The following is a 15,978-nucleotide window of genomic DNA, read 5'->3' on the forward strand; positions in this document are numbered from 1 at the left end:
ACGTGTCAAATGCTTCAAAATTCGGAAAAGTTGCCGTGTTGCTTGGTGGTAAATCTGCAGAGCGTGAGGTTTCTCTAGACAGTGGTACGGCGGTACTTGAGGCATTAGTGCGTTCAGGGGTCAATGCGGAAGCTTTTGACCCGCAGCAACGTAGTGTCACAGAACTGGTAAATTATGACCGTGCTTTCATTGTATTGCATGGTCGTGGTGGTGAAGACGGTCAGATTCAGGGTGTACTGGAATGGCTAAATGTGCCCTATACCGGTACAGGGGTACAAGGCTCTGCAATCGGCATGGACAAGGTCAAGACCAAGCAGGTCTGGCAGGGTTCGGAATTGCCGACAGCACCATATCGCATTGTCACCAAAGACTCTGATGCGACCGATATTGTCAATGCTTTAGGCTTGCCTTTGATCATCAAGCCGGTGCATGAAGGTTCAAGTATCGGCATGAGCAAGGTCGAAAAAATTGAAGACTTTGCAGAAGCAATTGCCAAGGCAACTGAACATGATGCCGTGGTGATGGCAGAAAAATGGATTACTGGCCGTGAATACACCATTGTGGTTTTAAATGGTCAGGCGCTGCCCGTGATTCGTCTTGAACCACCTCAAGATGTCGCCTTCTACGATTATGAAGCTAAATATAACCGTAATGATGTGCAATATGGCATTCCGTGTGGCTTAAGCGAAGCTGAAGAGCAGCAGTTAAAAGCCTTGAGTTTGCGCGCATTCCAGGCAGTCGGTGCCAGTGGTTGGGGCCGGATTGATGCCATGCAGGATGAACAGGGCAACTTCTGGTTGCTTGAAGTAAATACTGTACCGGGTATGACCAGTCATTCTCTGGTGCCAAAAGCGGCAGCTGCAGTTGGATACAGTTTTGATGAGCTGTGTGTTGCGATTCTGGAACAGACTCTGACCGGTTCGGCACACTAAATATGGCTCAACTTCCTGTTTCCATGCGCCGTAAACGTGCTGCGATTACTTCAATTCACGACAAGCCGCCAACACGTAAAGAAAAGCTGACCAATTTTGGTGGCTGGTTATTGTTGTGTATTGCGGTATTGGTGCTGGCCTTTGGAATATTGGGCTTATATAAAGTCATGACCAATAGTGACGTGGCAGAGCTGGGCGTGATAGGTACGCGCTCGGCTGCTGAACAGCGTCAGGTCATGCAATATGTGTCACCGATTGTGACCGAAAACTATTTTACTTCGGATCTGGAAGCGATCCGTGATCGTACCCTGGAATTGTCCTGGGTAGATCGGGTCGTGGTGTCCCGAGCTTGGCCAAATGGCATTCGGGTACGGGTCATGCCGCATCATGCGATTGCGCGTTGGGGGACAGGGCGTTTACTAAGTGACAGTGGTGTTATTTTCACGGAAGTCACACCCAAGAATTATCAGGCATTACCGTTACTACATGGGCCGGCGAGCCATGCAGAAACCATGATGCGTCGTTATAATGAAATTAATCAGTTATTTTTGCCACACGGCATTCGTCTAAAAGAACTCTATCTCACCGAGCGAATGACCTGGTTTATGCAGTTTGATTCGGGTTTAAGAATAATTGTGGATAAAGATCAGACCATGAGCAAATTACAGCGCTTGAGCTATCTATCTCAAAGCGACTTAAAGCCGGTCTGGTCTAAAATTTCGGCCATCGACCTGCGTTATCGCAATGGATTGTCGATACAGTGGAAAAATTCAATTCCGCCTAAAATTGTAAATGGGCATTTTATTGTAACCATTGATGACACGGGCGTTGAGAATAATGTAACAGTAAAGCCATAATGATCGGCTTTAAAAAATAGAGGCATTCAAGCCATAAATCTAACAAACATGTAATGGTAGTAGTGAATAATGAGTGAAGCTGTTCCCTCGGTTGTGGCGATTGACATTGGGACACACAAAGTTTCAGTTTTGATTGGCAAGGTACACGCGCCAGACAATATCCAAGTGATTGGTATGGCTACCGCTCGTAACCGAGGCATGAGTAAAGGGAAAATTGTCAGTCTCGATAAAGTTATTACCGCAATTAAAAATGCCGTCCAAGAAGCAGAAGATATGGCGGAGTGTCGGGTGCATTCTGCTTGGGTCTCTATTCCAAGTGCCGAATTAAAAAGTTTTTATGCTTCAGGTCGAACCTCGATCGACAATAGCGAACATGCGATTACCACCAGCGAAGTGGTTCGTGCACTGGAGTTGGCCAAAGCCAGTCATTTGACTTCAGACCATTATCTGGTCAGTGCTGTGCCTCTGGGCTTCGAGCTGGATGACTCATCAGAGTGGGTGCTGAATCCGATTCGGATGTCTGCACATAGCATGACTGGTCATTATCATCTGATGATGCTGCCGATTAGCACCATGCAAAATATTGACCGTGCCCTCAAGGGCGCCAATATTGGTGTGGAGAAAATGGTGGTCTCAAGTCTGGCAACTGCTGAGGCCAGTCTGCTCAAAGATGAAAAAGAATATGGCGTCTGTCTGGTCGATATCGGTGCCGGCACCACCAATGTGGCGGTGTATGTGGATGGTCGTCTGGCCTTAACCCATACCTTCCAGCGTGGTGGCGAGCATGTGACCCGTGATATTGCGGCGGTGTTGCAGACCACGACCGAAGAAGCTGAACGCCTGAAACTGCTGTATGGCTGCGTAGACCTGAAAGTGGTCAAGCCTGACCATATGATTCAGTTCCAGGGGATTGATGGGCCACAAACCATCAGCCGGATTGAGCTGACCGAAATTATCATGGCGCGTTATGACGAGATTCTTGGATTGGTGCGTGATGAACTGGTGAAAAATGGCGCGATCCAGGGCTTGTATCATGGTGTGGTCCTGACCGGTGATGCCAGTCATATTGAAGGTATGGTGAGTTTTGTACGCCGTACCTTGGGTGTGTCAGCTCATTTGGGTAATCCACCAACGCAGGTGTATGCCGATGAACAGCATCAGGCAGCGCTACGCCGTTCGCAATATAGTACGGTCGCGGGTTTGCTGATGTTTAGTCAGAGTGATACTCAAGACACGATTGTAGAACAGGATGATGTAGAGCGATTATCGTTAACTCAGCGCGTCAAGCGGGCTTGGTCTGGCTTTAATGACACCTTGAAATCAATCTTTTAAGTCGATTTTTATTGTGAATATTGTTGAGAAGATGTAGTTAATCGGGCTTGTACTTGACAAGTTAACGCATGAGCAGCATTCTTAAAAACAATTTTATTAAGATTAAGGCAGTGTACGGGCTTAGTGACTGCCAATTATGAATTAGGAATTTTATAGGTCATGGCCTCATTTGAATTTTTCGAAGACGATCATAGCGATAGCAATGGTCAAGCCCGTTTCACTGTGTTTGGTGTAGGCGGTGCGGGTGGTAATGCTGTACAACACATGTTGCAGTCTGATATCCAGGGCGTAAAGTTTGTTTGTGCCAATACGGACAAGCAGGCACTCGATCGCATGGAAGCCGAATTTAAAATTCAGCTGGGTGAGCAAAGTACCCGTGGTCTGGGTGCAGGTGCCAATCCGCAAGTGGGTCAGACTGCCGCAGAAGAAAGCCGTGAACTGATCCGCCAGCAGCTTGAAGGGACCGATATGGTCTTTGTCACTGCGGGTATGGGCGGTGGTACCGGAACGGGTGCTGCGCCAGTGGTTGCTGAAATTGCCAAAGAAATGGGTATCCTGACGGTTGGTGTAGTGACGACGCCATTCAACTTTGAGGGCAAGCGCCGTTTACAATCTGCGGAAAAAGGCATTGAAGCGCTTGAGCAGCATGTCGACTCATTGATTATCATTCCAAATCAGCGTTTATTGAAAGTCTTCCGTGATATTTCAATGAAAGATGCCTATAAAAAAGCGGATGATGTGCTACTGAATGCGGTACGCAGTATTTTTGATCTTGTGGTACGTCCGGGTCATATTAACCTTGACTTCGCCGATTTGAAAACAGCGATGAGTACTCGTGGTTATGCCATGATGGGTGTTGGTTTAGGCCGTGGTGAAAACCGTGCCCGTCAGGCTGCTGAACAGGCTATTCGTAGCCCATTACTCGATAACGTAACCATCATGAATGCCAAAGGTATTCTGATTAACGTAACGGGTGGCGATGATGTCACTTTCGGTGAAATTGAAGAAATCACCGATGTTGTTAACCAGATTGTCGATTTGGATGAAGGTCAGGTGTTCTACGGTACGGTATTTGATCCGGATGCACGTGATGAAATCAGTGTGACCGTGATTGCAACGGGTTTAACCCGTCATGCAGCGGATTCAGTTGAACCGACCAAACGTACCAATGTACAGGCAACGCGCCCAGCAGCAGCCTCACAGGCTGTGGTAGAAGATGATGATGTACCAGCGATTCAGCGCCAACAGCATGAAACCGCTACGCCAGCGAATGCTGCAGCATCAGTTTCAAGCCCGCGTCCAACGCCAATGAGTATTCAGGATTATCTTAAGAATCAACAGCGTAAATAACATGTAACATCATGTGTTTACCATGATTACACAGGAAAGGTGGCTTTTAAGCCACCTTTTTGTTTTTTCTCAATGGCCAAATATGCTAACGTATAGCGGTTTTATTGATGAACAGATGAAAGAAGCATGTTGAAACAACGTACCCTGAAACGTATCGTGAAAGCGAGCGGAATCGGTCTTCACAGTGGGCAAAAAGTCATGATTAACTTTGTGCCGCACCATGCCGATGGGGGAATTGTGTTTCGTCGTATTGACCTGAATCCGCCGGTCGACATTCCTGCCGATGCGATGCTGATTCAGGAAGCTTTCATGTGCTCGAATCTGGTTCAGGAAAATGCCAAAGTCGGTACGATTGAACATGTCATGAGTGCGATTGCCGGTTTAGGAATTGATAACCTGATTATCGAAGTCTCTGCCTCGGAAGTGCCGATTATGGATGGCAGTGCAGGCCCGTTTATCTATTTGCTCATGCAAGGTGGTCTGCAAGAACTGGATGCTGCGAAAAAATTCGTCAAGATTATTAAACCGGTTGAAGCACTGATTGATGATAAGCGTGCTATTTTTAGTCCGCACCATGGCTTTCAGCTGAATTTCACCATTGATTTTGATCATCCTGCTTTTAAAAAAGAACATCAGTCCGCTAGTATCGATTTCTCGACTGAAACTTTTGTTTATGAGGTTAGTGAAGCGCGTACCTTTGGTTTTATGAAAGATCTGGATTATCTCAAAGCCAATAATCTGGCACTGGGAGCCAGTTTGGAGAATGCCATTGGTGTGGATGAAACCGGAGTGGTGAATGAAGAGGGTCTAAGATTCTCTGATGAATTTGTACGCCATAAAATTTTGGATGCAGTCGGGGATTTGTATCTGCTTGGACATCAGATCATTGCCAAATTTGATGGTTATAAATCTGGACATGCTTTGAATAATCAGCTGTTGCGCAATGTGAAAAGTGATCCAAGCTGCTATGAAATTGTAACATTTGATGACGAGGCCAATTGTCCAATCATGTATGTGAATGTGACATAAGTCATTGTGTTTGTGTCTTTATGTTTTAGTTATTGCGTCAATAGTGTGACATGTGTCGCATAATACTGCTTTTCTAATTTATTACATTTGATTGCTATGTTACTTTTTATTGCTTGCCAAACGTAGCAAAGCTTGGCTAAGCTTAGGGTCGCTTATAAAGTCAGCAGCACCACGAAGTAATTCCTGTGTTTCTGCATTTAAGGCTCTTTCAGGTGTTGCTGCAACAGGTTGCGTTTGTGAAGGATTCCGCAAACAAACTTGAAGTTTTGTAAGATCTGTTAATTCATTTATTTGAGAGAGTTGTGAAATGTATTGCTTTTGAAGATAGGCCAATTGACTGATCATGGCCTGGTTTTCACCGGTAATCGTTAACACACCATTTTGATAGCACACAACTTGCCAGCGTTCCGGTTGGGGCAATAGCGGTTGTACGAGTTTCGTAAGTTTCTGCCAGGCAGCAACTTGTGATGAGAGAAACGAAAAGTTTCCTGTTTTTATCTGTTTTCTGGTTTGTTGAAAAACGTTGACAGGTTCCGACATACATAATTCCTACATGTTTATGTCTTAATCTTATGCGCTTCTTTTAGTGGATATCAAGGATAGAGATCTTCAAGGAACTCGATTAAAGCAGTTTAGAGAGGTTTTTTATGCATATGCGACGTATTTTGTTGGCATTTTCTTTATCAGTTTCAGCTGCTTCGGTAGCGTTTGCAGATTTAGTCAATCTAAATCAAGAAAATGGTTCAACAGATCGTATCGAGCAATTGACGCGTACTCTGGCACAGGGTGCATATACTCATCCAGATGATATCGATATTCCAGCGCAAACCAAATTGAATGTTCAGCTACGTGAAAAGCCAGTTGAGCTTAACAATCGCACGCTGGCACAGAAGTATGCAAATACCTCATCTAATCGAGCTGCTGCAAATAGTGCTTATTCCTGGCTGATCGCTCATCCCTTACCCAATTCTCGCGTAAGTTCAAATTACGGTGGTCGTACCATGGGTGGCCGTGCTGAAAATCACTCAGGTCTTGATCTTGCAGCGCCAAGTGGTACACCAATTTATGCCACAGGCCCAGGTATTGTAACCAAATCAGGTTGGGGTACGGGTTATGGTCAATATGTTGAAATCAATCATGGCAATGGCTATTTAACACGTTATGCTCATGCTTCACGTCTTATTGCACGTGTGGGAGAACAGGTACAGGCAGGTGATCATATTGCCAACGTTGGCTGTACTGGCCGCTGTACCGGTCCACACTTGCATTATGAAGTTGTAAAAGACGGTCAACGTAAAAACCCATCTACTTATTTGGCTATGTTACCTTAAGTATAGACCTGAATTTCTATTAGGCTCTTTATACATAAGCATCTCTCCAATAAGCATTTCAAAGCGATTAAGCTAAGGCTCTTCAACCCACATTGAAGGGTTCTTCAGATAATCGCTTTTAAGTCTGATATTATCACCAACTATTATAATGAATGTATAATAAATCTCCTATATTGACTATTTTTTGTTATGTTGTGTAATTAAACGTCACCAATCATTTAGTTCCTAAATAGTACTGCCAAATCGCATTCAGCCAGAGCCATACCTGCTGAGGTCTCAAATATGGTACATATAAGACATTAAATTAGGCTTTTAGGAACTGTAGATTATGGCGTTTTATGGCGATACAGACGCGCAAGAAACCCAAGAATGGCAAGATGCATTTGACTCTGTTTTGCAACACATGGGTACCGAGCGTGCAGCATTTTTATTAGAAAAACTTTATCAACGCGCAATTGCAAAGCATGTTCCTATTCAGCGTTTAAATACTCCCTACTTAAATACGATTTCGGTTGAAGAACAACCGGCAATGCCGGGCGACCAGGATATGGAACGCCGGATTCGTGCGCTGGTTCGCTGGAATGCCTTGGCAATGGTATTGCGCGCAAATAAAACCGGTGATGACCTCGGTGGTCACTTGGCCAGCTTTGCCTCTTCCGCAACTTTATATGATGTCGGTTTTAACCATTTTTTCCGTGCCAACAGTGACAGCTTTGGCGGCGACATGATCTATTATCAAGGTCACTGTGCCCCCGGTATTTACGCGCGTTCGTTTTTAGAAGGCCGTTTGACTGAAGATCATCTGAATAATTTCCGTCGTGAAGTCGGTGGCAAAGGTTTGCCATCTTATCCGCATCCTTATTTGATGCCGGATTATTGGCAGTTCCCAACGGTATCGATGGGTTTGGGCCCAATCATGTCGATTTATCAGGCGCATATTCAAAAGTACCTGATGAACCGTGGCCTGATCAAAGAAGAAGATCGTAAGGTCTGGGCTTATTTGGGCGATGGCGAGATGGACGAGCCAGAAAGCCTCGGTGCAATCTCGCTGGCAGGTCGTGAAAAACTCGACAACCTGATCTGGGTGGTGAACTGTAACTTGCAACGTCTGGATGGTCCGGTACGTGGTAATGGCAAGATCATTCAGGAACTTGAGTCACTATTCCGCGGCGCAGGCTGGCGTGTGATTAAAGTGGTGTGGGGCCGTCATTGGGACCCATTACTGGATAAAGATAAATCTGGCGCACTCAAAGCGGTGATGGAAGAAGCGGTTGATGGTGATTTCCAGCGTTACCAGGTCAAAGGTGGGGCCTATGCACGTGAAAAGTTCTTCGGTAAATACCCAGAAGCCAAAGAGCTGGTCAAGGATTTAAGCGATGAAGATATTGATAATCTGAACCGCGGTGGCCACGACCCGTACAAAGTTTTTGCTGCCTATGCTGAAGCTTGTACTGCCAAAGGTCAACCGACCGTGATTCTGGCGAAAACCGTCAAAGGTTATGGCTTGTCAGAAGAAATCGAAGCAGTCAACAAAACACACCAAATCAAGAAGATGCAAATCAACTCTTTGAAATACGTGCGTGACCGCTTCAACCTGCCATTTACCGATGAGCAATTGGAAGAAGTACCATTCTATCGTCCAAGCGAAAATTCACCTGAGCTGAAATACATGAAAGCACGTCGTGAAGCATTGGGTGGTTATCTGCCTGCACGTCGGAAGGAAAGCGAGCAACTGGCGATTCCTGAACTTTCGGTATTTGATTCGGTCTTGGCGGGTTCAAATGGTAAAGAACAGTCGACCACGATGGTGATGGTACGTTTAATCTCTGCGCTTCTTAAAGAGAAAGCAATTAAAGACCGTGTTGTTCCGATTGTGCCAGATGAAGCACGTACTTTTGGTTTGGAGGGCATGTTCCGCCAGCTCGGTATCTATGCTGCGCATGGTCAGAAATATACGCCTGAAGACCAAGAACAGTTGATGCATTATCGTGAAGCCAAAGACGGACACATGTTGCAAGAAGGAATTAACGAAGCCGGCGCCATGAGTGCCTGGGCCGCGTTAGGCACCAGTTATTCAACCAATAACCTGCCAATGATCCCGATGTACATGTACTACTCGATGTTCGGTTTCCAGCGTATCGGTGATATTGCATGGGCAGCAGGCGATGCACAGGCACAAGGTTTCTTGCTCGGTGCGACTGCTGGTCGTACTACACTAAACGGCGAAGGCTTGCAGCATCAGGATGGTCATTCCCATATTCTGGCCAATACCATTCCAAACTGTGTCTCTTATGACCCATGTTTTGGTTATGAACTGGCAGTGATCGTGCATGACGGTTTACAACGTATGTATGTGAATCAGGAACGTGTGTTCTATTACCTGACCGTGATGAACGAAAACTACGAGCATCCGGAAATGCCAAAAGGTGTTGAAGAAGGCATCAAGCGTGGTATGTACTTACTGGAAGAAGATGAAAAAGCCACGGTTCAGTTACTGGGCTCGGGTGTGATCCTGCGTGAAGTGATCAAGGCGGCGAAGATTCTGCGTGAGGAATATCAAATTCACTCAAATGTCTACAGTGTCACCAGCTTCAATGAACTGGCACGTGATGGTATGGCATGTGAAGAATACAACCGCCTGCATCCACTTGCTGAGGATGTGAAAGAAGCATGGATATCGAAACAGCTACGCGGTACCGAAGGTATTGTGGTTTCTGCAACTGATCATATGCGTGCCTATAGCGAACAGATTCGTGCCTATCTTCCAGATGGCCGCCCATTTGTGGCACTCGGTACCGATGGTTATGGCCGTTCAGATACACGTGGTAATTTACGTAGCTACTTCGGTGTCGATGCTGCCCATATTGTGGTGGCAACTCTGAAAAAACTGGCAGATGAAGGTGAAGTTGATCCGCGCCTGGTGAAAGACGCGATCTCGACGTTTGAGCTGGATACCGATCGTCCGGTGGCTTGGGCACCGCAAGACACCCCATCTGTACATGCTGTTGCTGACTACAAAGAGGAGAACTAAGCATGCAAATTACGACTCCCGATATTGGTGTAGATCAGGCAACCGTGGCCGAAATTCTGGTCAAAGTCGGTGATACGATTGCGATTGATGACAGCATCGTGTTGCTTGAATCCGATAAAGCCTCTGTTGAAGTGCCCAGCACTTCAGCAGGGGTGGTGAAAAGCATTCTGGTCAGTCAGGGTGATGAAGTGACTGAAGGCGCGGTACTGATTGAACTGCAAGCTGAAGATGGCAGTACGGATGTGGTCGAGCCACAGCAAGCAGATGCCTCACAAAAAACCTCAGAAAATACACCGACGTCTTTGCCTGATCAGGAAATCATGCAAGAACTGGCATCACATCAGCCAAAAGTTTCTGCTGCGCCTGAGGCTCAAGCAAGTTCACAAGTGGTCGATGTTCAAGTCCCCGATATTGGTGTAGAGAAAGCCACTGTCGGTGAAATTTTGGTCTCTGTCGGTGATGAAATCGAGGTGGATCAAAGCATCGTGGTGGTGGAATCGGACAAGGCGACTGTTGAAGTGCCAAGTACGGTTGCAGGCACGGTGGAATCCATCGACATTAAAGAAGGCGACACGGTTAAAGAAGGTGTGGTGATTCTAAAAGTGAAAACTTCAGGATCGACCCCGACTGTTGCAGCAGAAGCGCCAAAAGCTGAAGCTGCGCCAGTTCAAGATGCTAAAGCGGAGTCAGTGGCTCAAGCTGCAGCAGCACCTGCGGGTGAGGTTGAAGTGATGGCGCCTGACCTCGGGGTAGACAAAGCAGCTGTGGCTGAAATTCTGGTTTCTGTCGGTGATACGGTTGAAAAAGACCAGAGCATCATTGTGGTGGAATCAGACAAAGCCACGGTTGAAGTGCCAAGCACAACTGCTGGGGTAATCAAGGCCATTCATGTTGAGCTGGGACAAAATGTCTCTGAAGGCATTGCACTGATGACAGTTCAAGCTGAAGCGCAAGCAGAGGCTGCACCTGTTGCGGCTAAAGCGGAAGCACCGAAAGCAGCTGTTACACCAGTAGAGACCACCAAAGCAGCACCTGCTGCATCTTCTACTCCAGCGGTGGCGACCTCTGACAATGCCGACAAGCTGACCAAAGAGCAGAATATCGCCAACTCGAAAGTCTATGCCGGCCCTGCTGTACGTAAACTGGCACGTGAACTGGGCGTAGTATTGTCAGAAGTTCAGGCTTCAGGTTCCAATGCCCGGGTGATGAAAGAAGATCTGAAAGCGTATGTCAAAGCGCGCCTGACTGCGCCGCAGGCTGCTCCTGTAGCCGCTGCTGCTCAAGCCGCAGGTCTACCAAAATTGCCAGACTTTAGTGCTTTTGGTGGTGTGGAAGAAAAAGCCTTGACGCGTTTGCAACAAGTGTCTATTCCGCAGTTGTCGCTGAATAATTTCATTCCGCAAGTGACCCAGTTTGATGCAGCCGATATTACTGAACTAGAAGCGTGGCGTAATGAGCTGAAAGGCAACTTCAAGAAAGAAGGCCTGAGCCTGACCATTATGGCCTTCATCATCAAAGTAGTTGCGCACTTGTTAAAAGAAGAGCGCGAGTTTGCTGGTCACTTGGCCGATGATGGCAAGTCAGTATTGCTACGTAACGAGATCCATATGGGGATCGCGGTGGCAACGCCAGATGGTTTAACGGTTCCGGTATTGCGTCATCCCGATCAGAAGTCGATTAAACAGATTGCCACTGAGCTGGGAAGCTTGGGTCAAAAAGCGCGTGACAAGAAATTGTCGCCAAAAGATCTGCAAGGGGCGAACTTTACCATTACCAGCCTGGGCTCAATTGGTGGTACTGCATTTACGCCGCTGGTGAACTGGCCGCAAGTGGCAATTCTGGGAATTTCACCTGCCACCATGCAACCCGTCTGGAATGGTGAAGGCTTTGATCCACGCTTGATGCTACCGTTGTCTTTGTCATACGATCACCGTGTGATTAATGGTGCAGATGCTGCGCGTTTCACCAACAAGCTGACCCAGCTGCTCAAAGATATCCGTACTTTATTGATTTAATCTGATCAGATTATTTCAATCATAGACCCTGCTTCGGCGGGGTTTATTTTTGCCACATTGAAAAATAATGGATTTGATTCTATACTTGGCGCACTTCATTGGGGAGTAGCCGCCTTTTGCGCAAAGCAGAAGGGTGATGGTCAACATATTTGTCCTGAACCGGACATGGTCATCATAGCAAAGAACCAAATGAGCTTCTCGAAGCTTTCTTTTGTTGGCAAGACCTTTGATTTACCACTCTGTAGATTTTGGCTAGCAGGAGCGGTGAGTCATTGGTATTGGATGCTAGCCAGAGAAAGACCTCATGTATGAATTCTTACTGTCGACCGCAATCGTGGCACTGGCTGAAATGGGTGACAAAACCCAACTGCTGGCTTTGCTGCTTGCCGCACGTTTTCGCAAACCCATTCCTATTTTAGTTGCTATTTTATTGGCGACGCTGATTAACCATGGCCTTTCTGCGGTATTGGGGCAATGGATCACCACGGTGATTGGGCCGGAAGTGTTGCTGTGGATTGTGTCTATTGGTTTTATTGCGATGGCGGCCTGGATGCTGATTCCGGATGAACTGGGTGATGAAAATGCCAGTATCAATAAATGGCAAAAATTCGGGGTCTTTGGTGCAACCTTCATTTTGTTCTTTCTGGCAGAAATTGGCGACAAGACCCAGATTGCTACAGTAGCACTGGCGGCACGTTTCGACAGCGTCTTCTGGGTGATGTTAGGTACTACGCTGGGTATGATGCTGGCCAATGCACCTGCAGTATTTTTGGGTGATAAACTGGCGAACAGACTGCCGATCAGCCTGATCCATAAAATTGGCGCGGCCATTTTCCTGGTCATAGGTGTCGCGACACTGGTCCAATACTATTTATTCTAAAGCCTGAAACAAGAACTGCATGAATCCAATCCTGAGCTAAAAACTCAGGATTTTTTCTGCTTAAAATTCTCTGAAAACCTTGATAAATCTCGTGATATGGCCAGTTTTATGGATTGTAAATTCTATTAATTCCTTATATGTTGTACGGGTATAAAACAGCAGTTTTAACTATAAATTGGGGAATTTACATGGTTTTTGAGCGCACCACATCGCAAGTCCTGTTTGATAACGGGACACATAAATGCATTAGTTTTACCAGTCTGGTCAAAGGTGAAGGCGTTCAGGCAAACCAGTTTTTGATTATTGACAATGAGCGCGCTGCGGTACTCGATCCGGGTGGCGATTTGACCTATGTTCCGCTGACCATGGAGCTGAATAAATACACCCGCTTGACCCATCTGGACTATGTCATGGCTTCACATCAGGACCCGGACATTATCACTTCCATGCCGCGCTGGCTGGTATATACCGATGCCAAAGTGGTGGCTTCCAAGCTCTGGGCGCGTTTCTTGCCACATTTAAACTCGGCTTTTATGAGTGACCGCATGAAAGGCAACTGGCTGGATCGGCTGGTCGAGCTGCCGGATCATGGCCAGATTATTCCCTTGGGTAATTCTAATATCGTGGCAGTCCCGGCGCATTTTCTGCATTCGGTAGGCAATTTCCAGTTTTACGATCCGATTGCCAAAATCCTGTTTTCAGGCGATATGGGTGCCTCTATGGTGGATGATGCCGCCAAGCCACTGGAAAATTTTGCTGCGCATATCCCAAAAATGAAAAGCTTTCATCAGCGTTATATGTGCAATAACAAGGTGATTCGTCTTTGGGTGAACATGGTGCGGGGCATGGATATCGAGATGATTGTGCCGCAGCATGGCACGCCTTTTATGGGTAAAGAGCAGATCACCCAGTTTCTGGACTGGATTGAAACGCTGCAATGTGGCACCGACCTGATGGACGAAACTGTTTTTACCTGTCCTGAATAGTTCACAGAAAAATAAAATTTTTCTTGTGTAGAAAAACAACATTTTTTATATTTCTTCTCCAAAAAACTTTTTTTTGATCATGAGAACTTATAAGAAATGTTATCTCAAGTTCCAACACCAGATGCATGTTTAAGCTGCGGGGCGTGCTGCGCCTATTTCAGGGTTTCGTTTTACTGGGCTGAAGGGATTCATATGCCTGAGCATTATACGGAACCTGTAACAGCAGTTTATTCATGTATGGCTGGAACCAATCAAAAAAATCCACGCTGTATTGCACTGGATGGCACCATTGGCCAGCAGGTCAGTTGCGGTATGTACGAGCTGCGCAGTTCATCCTGCAAAGAAGTACAGATCGCCGATGATCAATGCAATAAAGCCCGTTTGGCACATAATATGTTGCCTTTTATTCAGATTGAAAATGATGAAGCTGACAATGATGACAGTTTTGAATACGTCAGCTAAATCGACCCAAAGCAGAGTTTAGGCTCTGCTTTTTAGCTTTTCAAAGTATCGGGATTGAGTTCAAGCATCAGACTACTGTGGTCAGTTCTTTTCTGATGTCGTAGTTCTCAAATTGATTCACTGGAAAAATCCAGCCCTCAAAACTATTTTAATGCAAAAATAATTTTGCAATTGCAATGAAATTTAAGTCGATATTTGTTTATAATAGTGCACGGAAATTACCAGTGAGACTGTTATGTTGACCATCGTTCAAGACGCGTTAACCTTCGATGATGTCCTATTACTCCCTGCCTATTCTACTGTTCTCCCAAAAGATGTCTCTCTAAAGACACGCCTGACCCGTGGCATTAACCTGAATATTCCTCTTGTGTCTGCAGCGATGGATACGGTGACTGAGTCCCGTATGGCAATTGCAATGGCGCAAAACGGTGGTATCGGTATTTTGCACAAGAACATGGATATCGCTGTTCAGGCTGCAGAAGTGCGCCGTGTGAAAAAATTCGAAGCGGGTATGGTCAAAGACCCGATTACAGTTACTCCTGAAACCACAGTACGTGAATTGATTGCTTTGACTCAAGCCAACAATATCAGTGGTGTACCAGTGGTGAAAGATGGCAAAGTGGTCGGTATTGTCACCGGTCGCGATACACGCTTTGAAACCAATCTTGAGCAGCCAGTCAGCAACATCATGACTGGTCAGGATCGTCTGGTAACAGTTCGCGAAGGCGAATCGAAAGAAAATATCCAAGCCTTATTACAGCAGCACCGTATTGAAAAAGTATTGGTGGTGAATGATCAGCAAGAGCTGAAAGGCTTGATTACGGTGACAGATTTCCGTAAAGCTGAACTTTATCCAAACAGCTGTAAAGATGATTTAGGTCGTCTACGTGTCGGTGCTGCAGTCGGTACCGGTGCAGAAACCCCAAGCCGTGTTGAAGCACTGGTTGAAGCTGGAGTCGATGCGATTGTTGTCGATACAGCACATGGTCATTCTGCGGGTGTGATCGAGCGGGTACGTTGGGTGAAAGCCAACTATCCACAAGTTCAGGTGATTGGCGGTAACATCGCAACTGGCGATGCTGCATTGGCCTTACTTGATGCAGGTGCGGATGCGGTTAAAGTCGGGATTGGTCCGGGTTCAATCTGTACCACACGTATTGTGGCCGGTATTGGTATGCCGCAAATTTCTGCAATCGATTCTGTGGCCAATGCGCTGAAAGATCAGATTCCTTTGATCGCGGATGGTGGTATCCGTTTCTCTGGCGATATGGCCAAAGCGATTGGTGCGGGTGCAAGTACCATTATGGTCGGTTCATTGATGGCCGGTACTGAAGAAGCACCGGGCGAGGTTGAATTCTTCCAGGGCCGTTACTACAAAGCCTACCGCGGTATGGGTTCGTTGGGTGCCATGGCGGGTGCAACCGGTTCGGCTGACCGTTACTTCCAGGACTCTAAAGCCGGTGCCGAGAAACTGGTTCCTGAAGGCATTGAAGGTCGCGTACCGTACAAAGGTCCAATGGGCAATATCGTGCATCAGATGATGGGCGGCCTACGTTCTTCGATGGGTTATACCGGTTCTGCCGTGATTGAAGACCTGCGTCAAAATGCCAAGTTTGTGAAAATCACTTCTGCCGGTATGTCGGAATCACATGTGCATGATGTGACCATTACCAAAGAAGCACCCAACTATCGCGTGGGGTAATCTCCTGTGATTTAAAATTTTTAAAAGCCGTCATGCAAATGACGGCTTTTTTATTTTGGTGTAAAGTGTGG

The 15,978-nt window shown here is 46.4% G+C and carries 13 protein-coding genes and 1 riboswitch; of the genes, 12 read left to right on the forward strand and 1 reads right to left on the reverse strand.

Going from position 1 to position 15,978, the window contains the following annotated elements; translation table 11 throughout:
* Window positions 1-2: 2 nt before the first annotated feature.
* The 5 genes from FTU95_RS06765 (at window position 3) to lpxC (ending at window position 5,500) form a co-directional block, all read left to right on the forward strand.
* Window positions 3-932, forward strand: coding sequence for a D-alanine--D-alanine ligase (locus FTU95_RS06765; protein ID WP_180077957.1), 930 nt, complete (start codon window positions 3-5; stop codon window positions 930-932).
* 2 nt (window positions 933-934) lie between these two features.
* On the forward strand, window positions 935-1,789 hold the full coding sequence (locus tag FTU95_RS06770) for a cell division protein FtsQ/DivIB (protein ID WP_180077960.1): 855 nt from the start codon (window positions 935-937) through the stop codon (window positions 1,787-1,789).
* Window positions 1,790-1,858: 69 nt separating this feature from the next.
* Window positions 1,859-3,121, forward strand: coding sequence for a cell division protein FtsA (ftsA, locus tag FTU95_RS06775; protein ID WP_005173256.1), 1,263 nt, complete (start codon window positions 1,859-1,861; stop codon window positions 3,119-3,121).
* A gap of 159 nt (window positions 3,122-3,280) precedes the next feature.
* A complete protein-coding gene (ftsZ, locus tag FTU95_RS06780; RefSeq protein ID WP_005095029.1) occupies window positions 3,281-4,471 on the forward strand; it encodes a cell division protein FtsZ in 1,191 nt (396 codons plus the stop codon).
* 126 nt (window positions 4,472-4,597) lie between these two features.
* Window positions 4,598-5,500, forward strand: a complete 903-nt coding sequence (lpxC, locus tag FTU95_RS06785; RefSeq protein ID WP_005095032.1) for a UDP-3-O-acyl-N-acetylglucosamine deacetylase — start codon at window positions 4,598-4,600, stop codon at window positions 5,498-5,500.
* A 99-nt stretch (window positions 5,501-5,599) separates the two neighbouring features.
* Here lpxC and FTU95_RS06790 read toward each other — a convergent pair whose 3' ends face one another.
* Window positions 5,600-6,040: a DciA family protein gene (locus FTU95_RS06790; protein ID WP_005095034.1), complete on the reverse strand. Its 441-nt coding sequence runs from the start codon at window positions 6,038-6,040 to the stop codon at window positions 5,600-5,602.
* Window positions 6,041-6,147: 107 nt separating this feature from the next.
* Here FTU95_RS06790 and FTU95_RS06795 point away from each other — a divergent pair, with 107 nt between their 5' ends.
* From FTU95_RS06795 to guaB, 7 genes are all read left to right on the forward strand, one after another.
* Complete coding sequence (locus FTU95_RS06795) at window positions 6,148-6,831, forward strand: M23 family metallopeptidase (RefSeq protein WP_005173245.1); 684 nt, start codon at window positions 6,148-6,150, stop codon at window positions 6,829-6,831.
* A gap of 328 nt (window positions 6,832-7,159) precedes the next feature.
* Window positions 7,160-9,862, forward strand: a complete 2,703-nt coding sequence (gene aceE / locus FTU95_RS06800; protein WP_100356978.1) for a pyruvate dehydrogenase (acetyl-transferring), homodimeric type — start codon at window positions 7,160-7,162, stop codon at window positions 9,860-9,862.
* Window positions 9,863-9,864: 2 nt separating this feature from the next.
* The gene (locus FTU95_RS06805; protein WP_180077961.1) at window positions 9,865-11,877 is read left to right on the forward strand and encodes a 2-oxo acid dehydrogenase subunit E2; all 2,013 of its coding nucleotides are present in this window, start codon (window positions 9,865-9,867) and stop codon (window positions 11,875-11,877) included.
* Between the two features lie 88 nt (window positions 11,878-11,965).
* A riboswitch (yybP-ykoY riboswitch) is annotated at window positions 11,966-12,108 on the forward strand.
* A 73-nt stretch (window positions 12,109-12,181) separates the two neighbouring features.
* A complete protein-coding gene (locus FTU95_RS06810) occupies window positions 12,182-12,757 on the forward strand; it encodes a TMEM165/GDT1 family protein (RefSeq protein ID WP_180077963.1) in 576 nt (191 codons plus the stop codon).
* A gap of 188 nt (window positions 12,758-12,945) precedes the next feature.
* Window positions 12,946-13,743 (forward strand): MBL fold metallo-hydrolase, encoded by a 798-nt coding sequence (locus FTU95_RS06815; RefSeq protein WP_180077965.1) that lies wholly within the window; start codon window positions 12,946-12,948, stop codon window positions 13,741-13,743.
* Window positions 13,744-13,839: 96 nt separating this feature from the next.
* On the forward strand, window positions 13,840-14,205 hold the full coding sequence (locus FTU95_RS06820) for a YkgJ family cysteine cluster protein (protein ID WP_074383866.1): 366 nt from the start codon (window positions 13,840-13,842) through the stop codon (window positions 14,203-14,205).
* A gap of 235 nt (window positions 14,206-14,440) precedes the next feature.
* A complete protein-coding gene (gene guaB, locus FTU95_RS06825) occupies window positions 14,441-15,907 on the forward strand; it encodes an IMP dehydrogenase (RefSeq protein ID WP_005095051.1) in 1,467 nt (488 codons plus the stop codon).
* The last annotated feature ends 71 nt before the right edge of the window (window positions 15,908-15,978 follow it).

The organism is Acinetobacter sp. YH12208 (assembly GCF_013418055.1).
Taxonomy (GTDB): Bacteria; Pseudomonadota; Gammaproteobacteria; order Pseudomonadales; family Moraxellaceae; genus Acinetobacter; species Acinetobacter pseudolwoffii.

Excerpts from the sequence above, each read along its gene's own strand:
- FTU95_RS06770 (WP_180077960.1), top strand. The coding sequence starts at position 935 with ATGGCTCAACTTCCTGTTTCCATGCGCCGTAAACGTGCTGCGATTACT.
- FTU95_RS06810 (WP_180077963.1), top strand. The coding sequence starts at position 12,182 with ATGTATGAATTCTTACTGTCGACCGCAATCGTGGCACTGGCTGAAATG.
- ftsZ (WP_005095029.1), top strand. The coding sequence starts at position 3,281 with ATGGCCTCATTTGAATTTTTCGAAGACGATCATAGCGATAGCAATGGT.
- FTU95_RS06790 (WP_005095034.1), bottom strand. The coding sequence starts at position 6,040 with ATGTCGGAACCTGTCAACGTTTTTCAACAAACCAGAAAACAGATAAAA.
- lpxC (WP_005095032.1), top strand. The coding sequence starts at position 4,598 with ATGTTGAAACAACGTACCCTGAAACGTATCGTGAAAGCGAGCGGAATC.
- ftsA (WP_005173256.1), top strand. The coding sequence starts at position 1,859 with ATGAGTGAAGCTGTTCCCTCGGTTGTGGCGATTGACATTGGGACACAC.
- FTU95_RS06795 (WP_005173245.1), top strand. The coding sequence starts at position 6,148 with ATGCATATGCGACGTATTTTGTTGGCATTTTCTTTATCAGTTTCAGCT.
- guaB (WP_005095051.1), top strand. The coding sequence starts at position 14,441 with ATGTTGACCATCGTTCAAGACGCGTTAACCTTCGATGATGTCCTATTA.
- aceE (WP_100356978.1), top strand. The coding sequence starts at position 7,160 with ATGGCGTTTTATGGCGATACAGACGCGCAAGAAACCCAAGAATGGCAA.
- FTU95_RS06815 (WP_180077965.1), top strand. The coding sequence starts at position 12,946 with ATGGTTTTTGAGCGCACCACATCGCAAGTCCTGTTTGATAACGGGACA.
- FTU95_RS06820 (WP_074383866.1), top strand. The coding sequence starts at position 13,840 with ATGTTATCTCAAGTTCCAACACCAGATGCATGTTTAAGCTGCGGGGCG.
- FTU95_RS06805 (WP_180077961.1), top strand. The coding sequence starts at position 9,865 with ATGCAAATTACGACTCCCGATATTGGTGTAGATCAGGCAACCGTGGCC.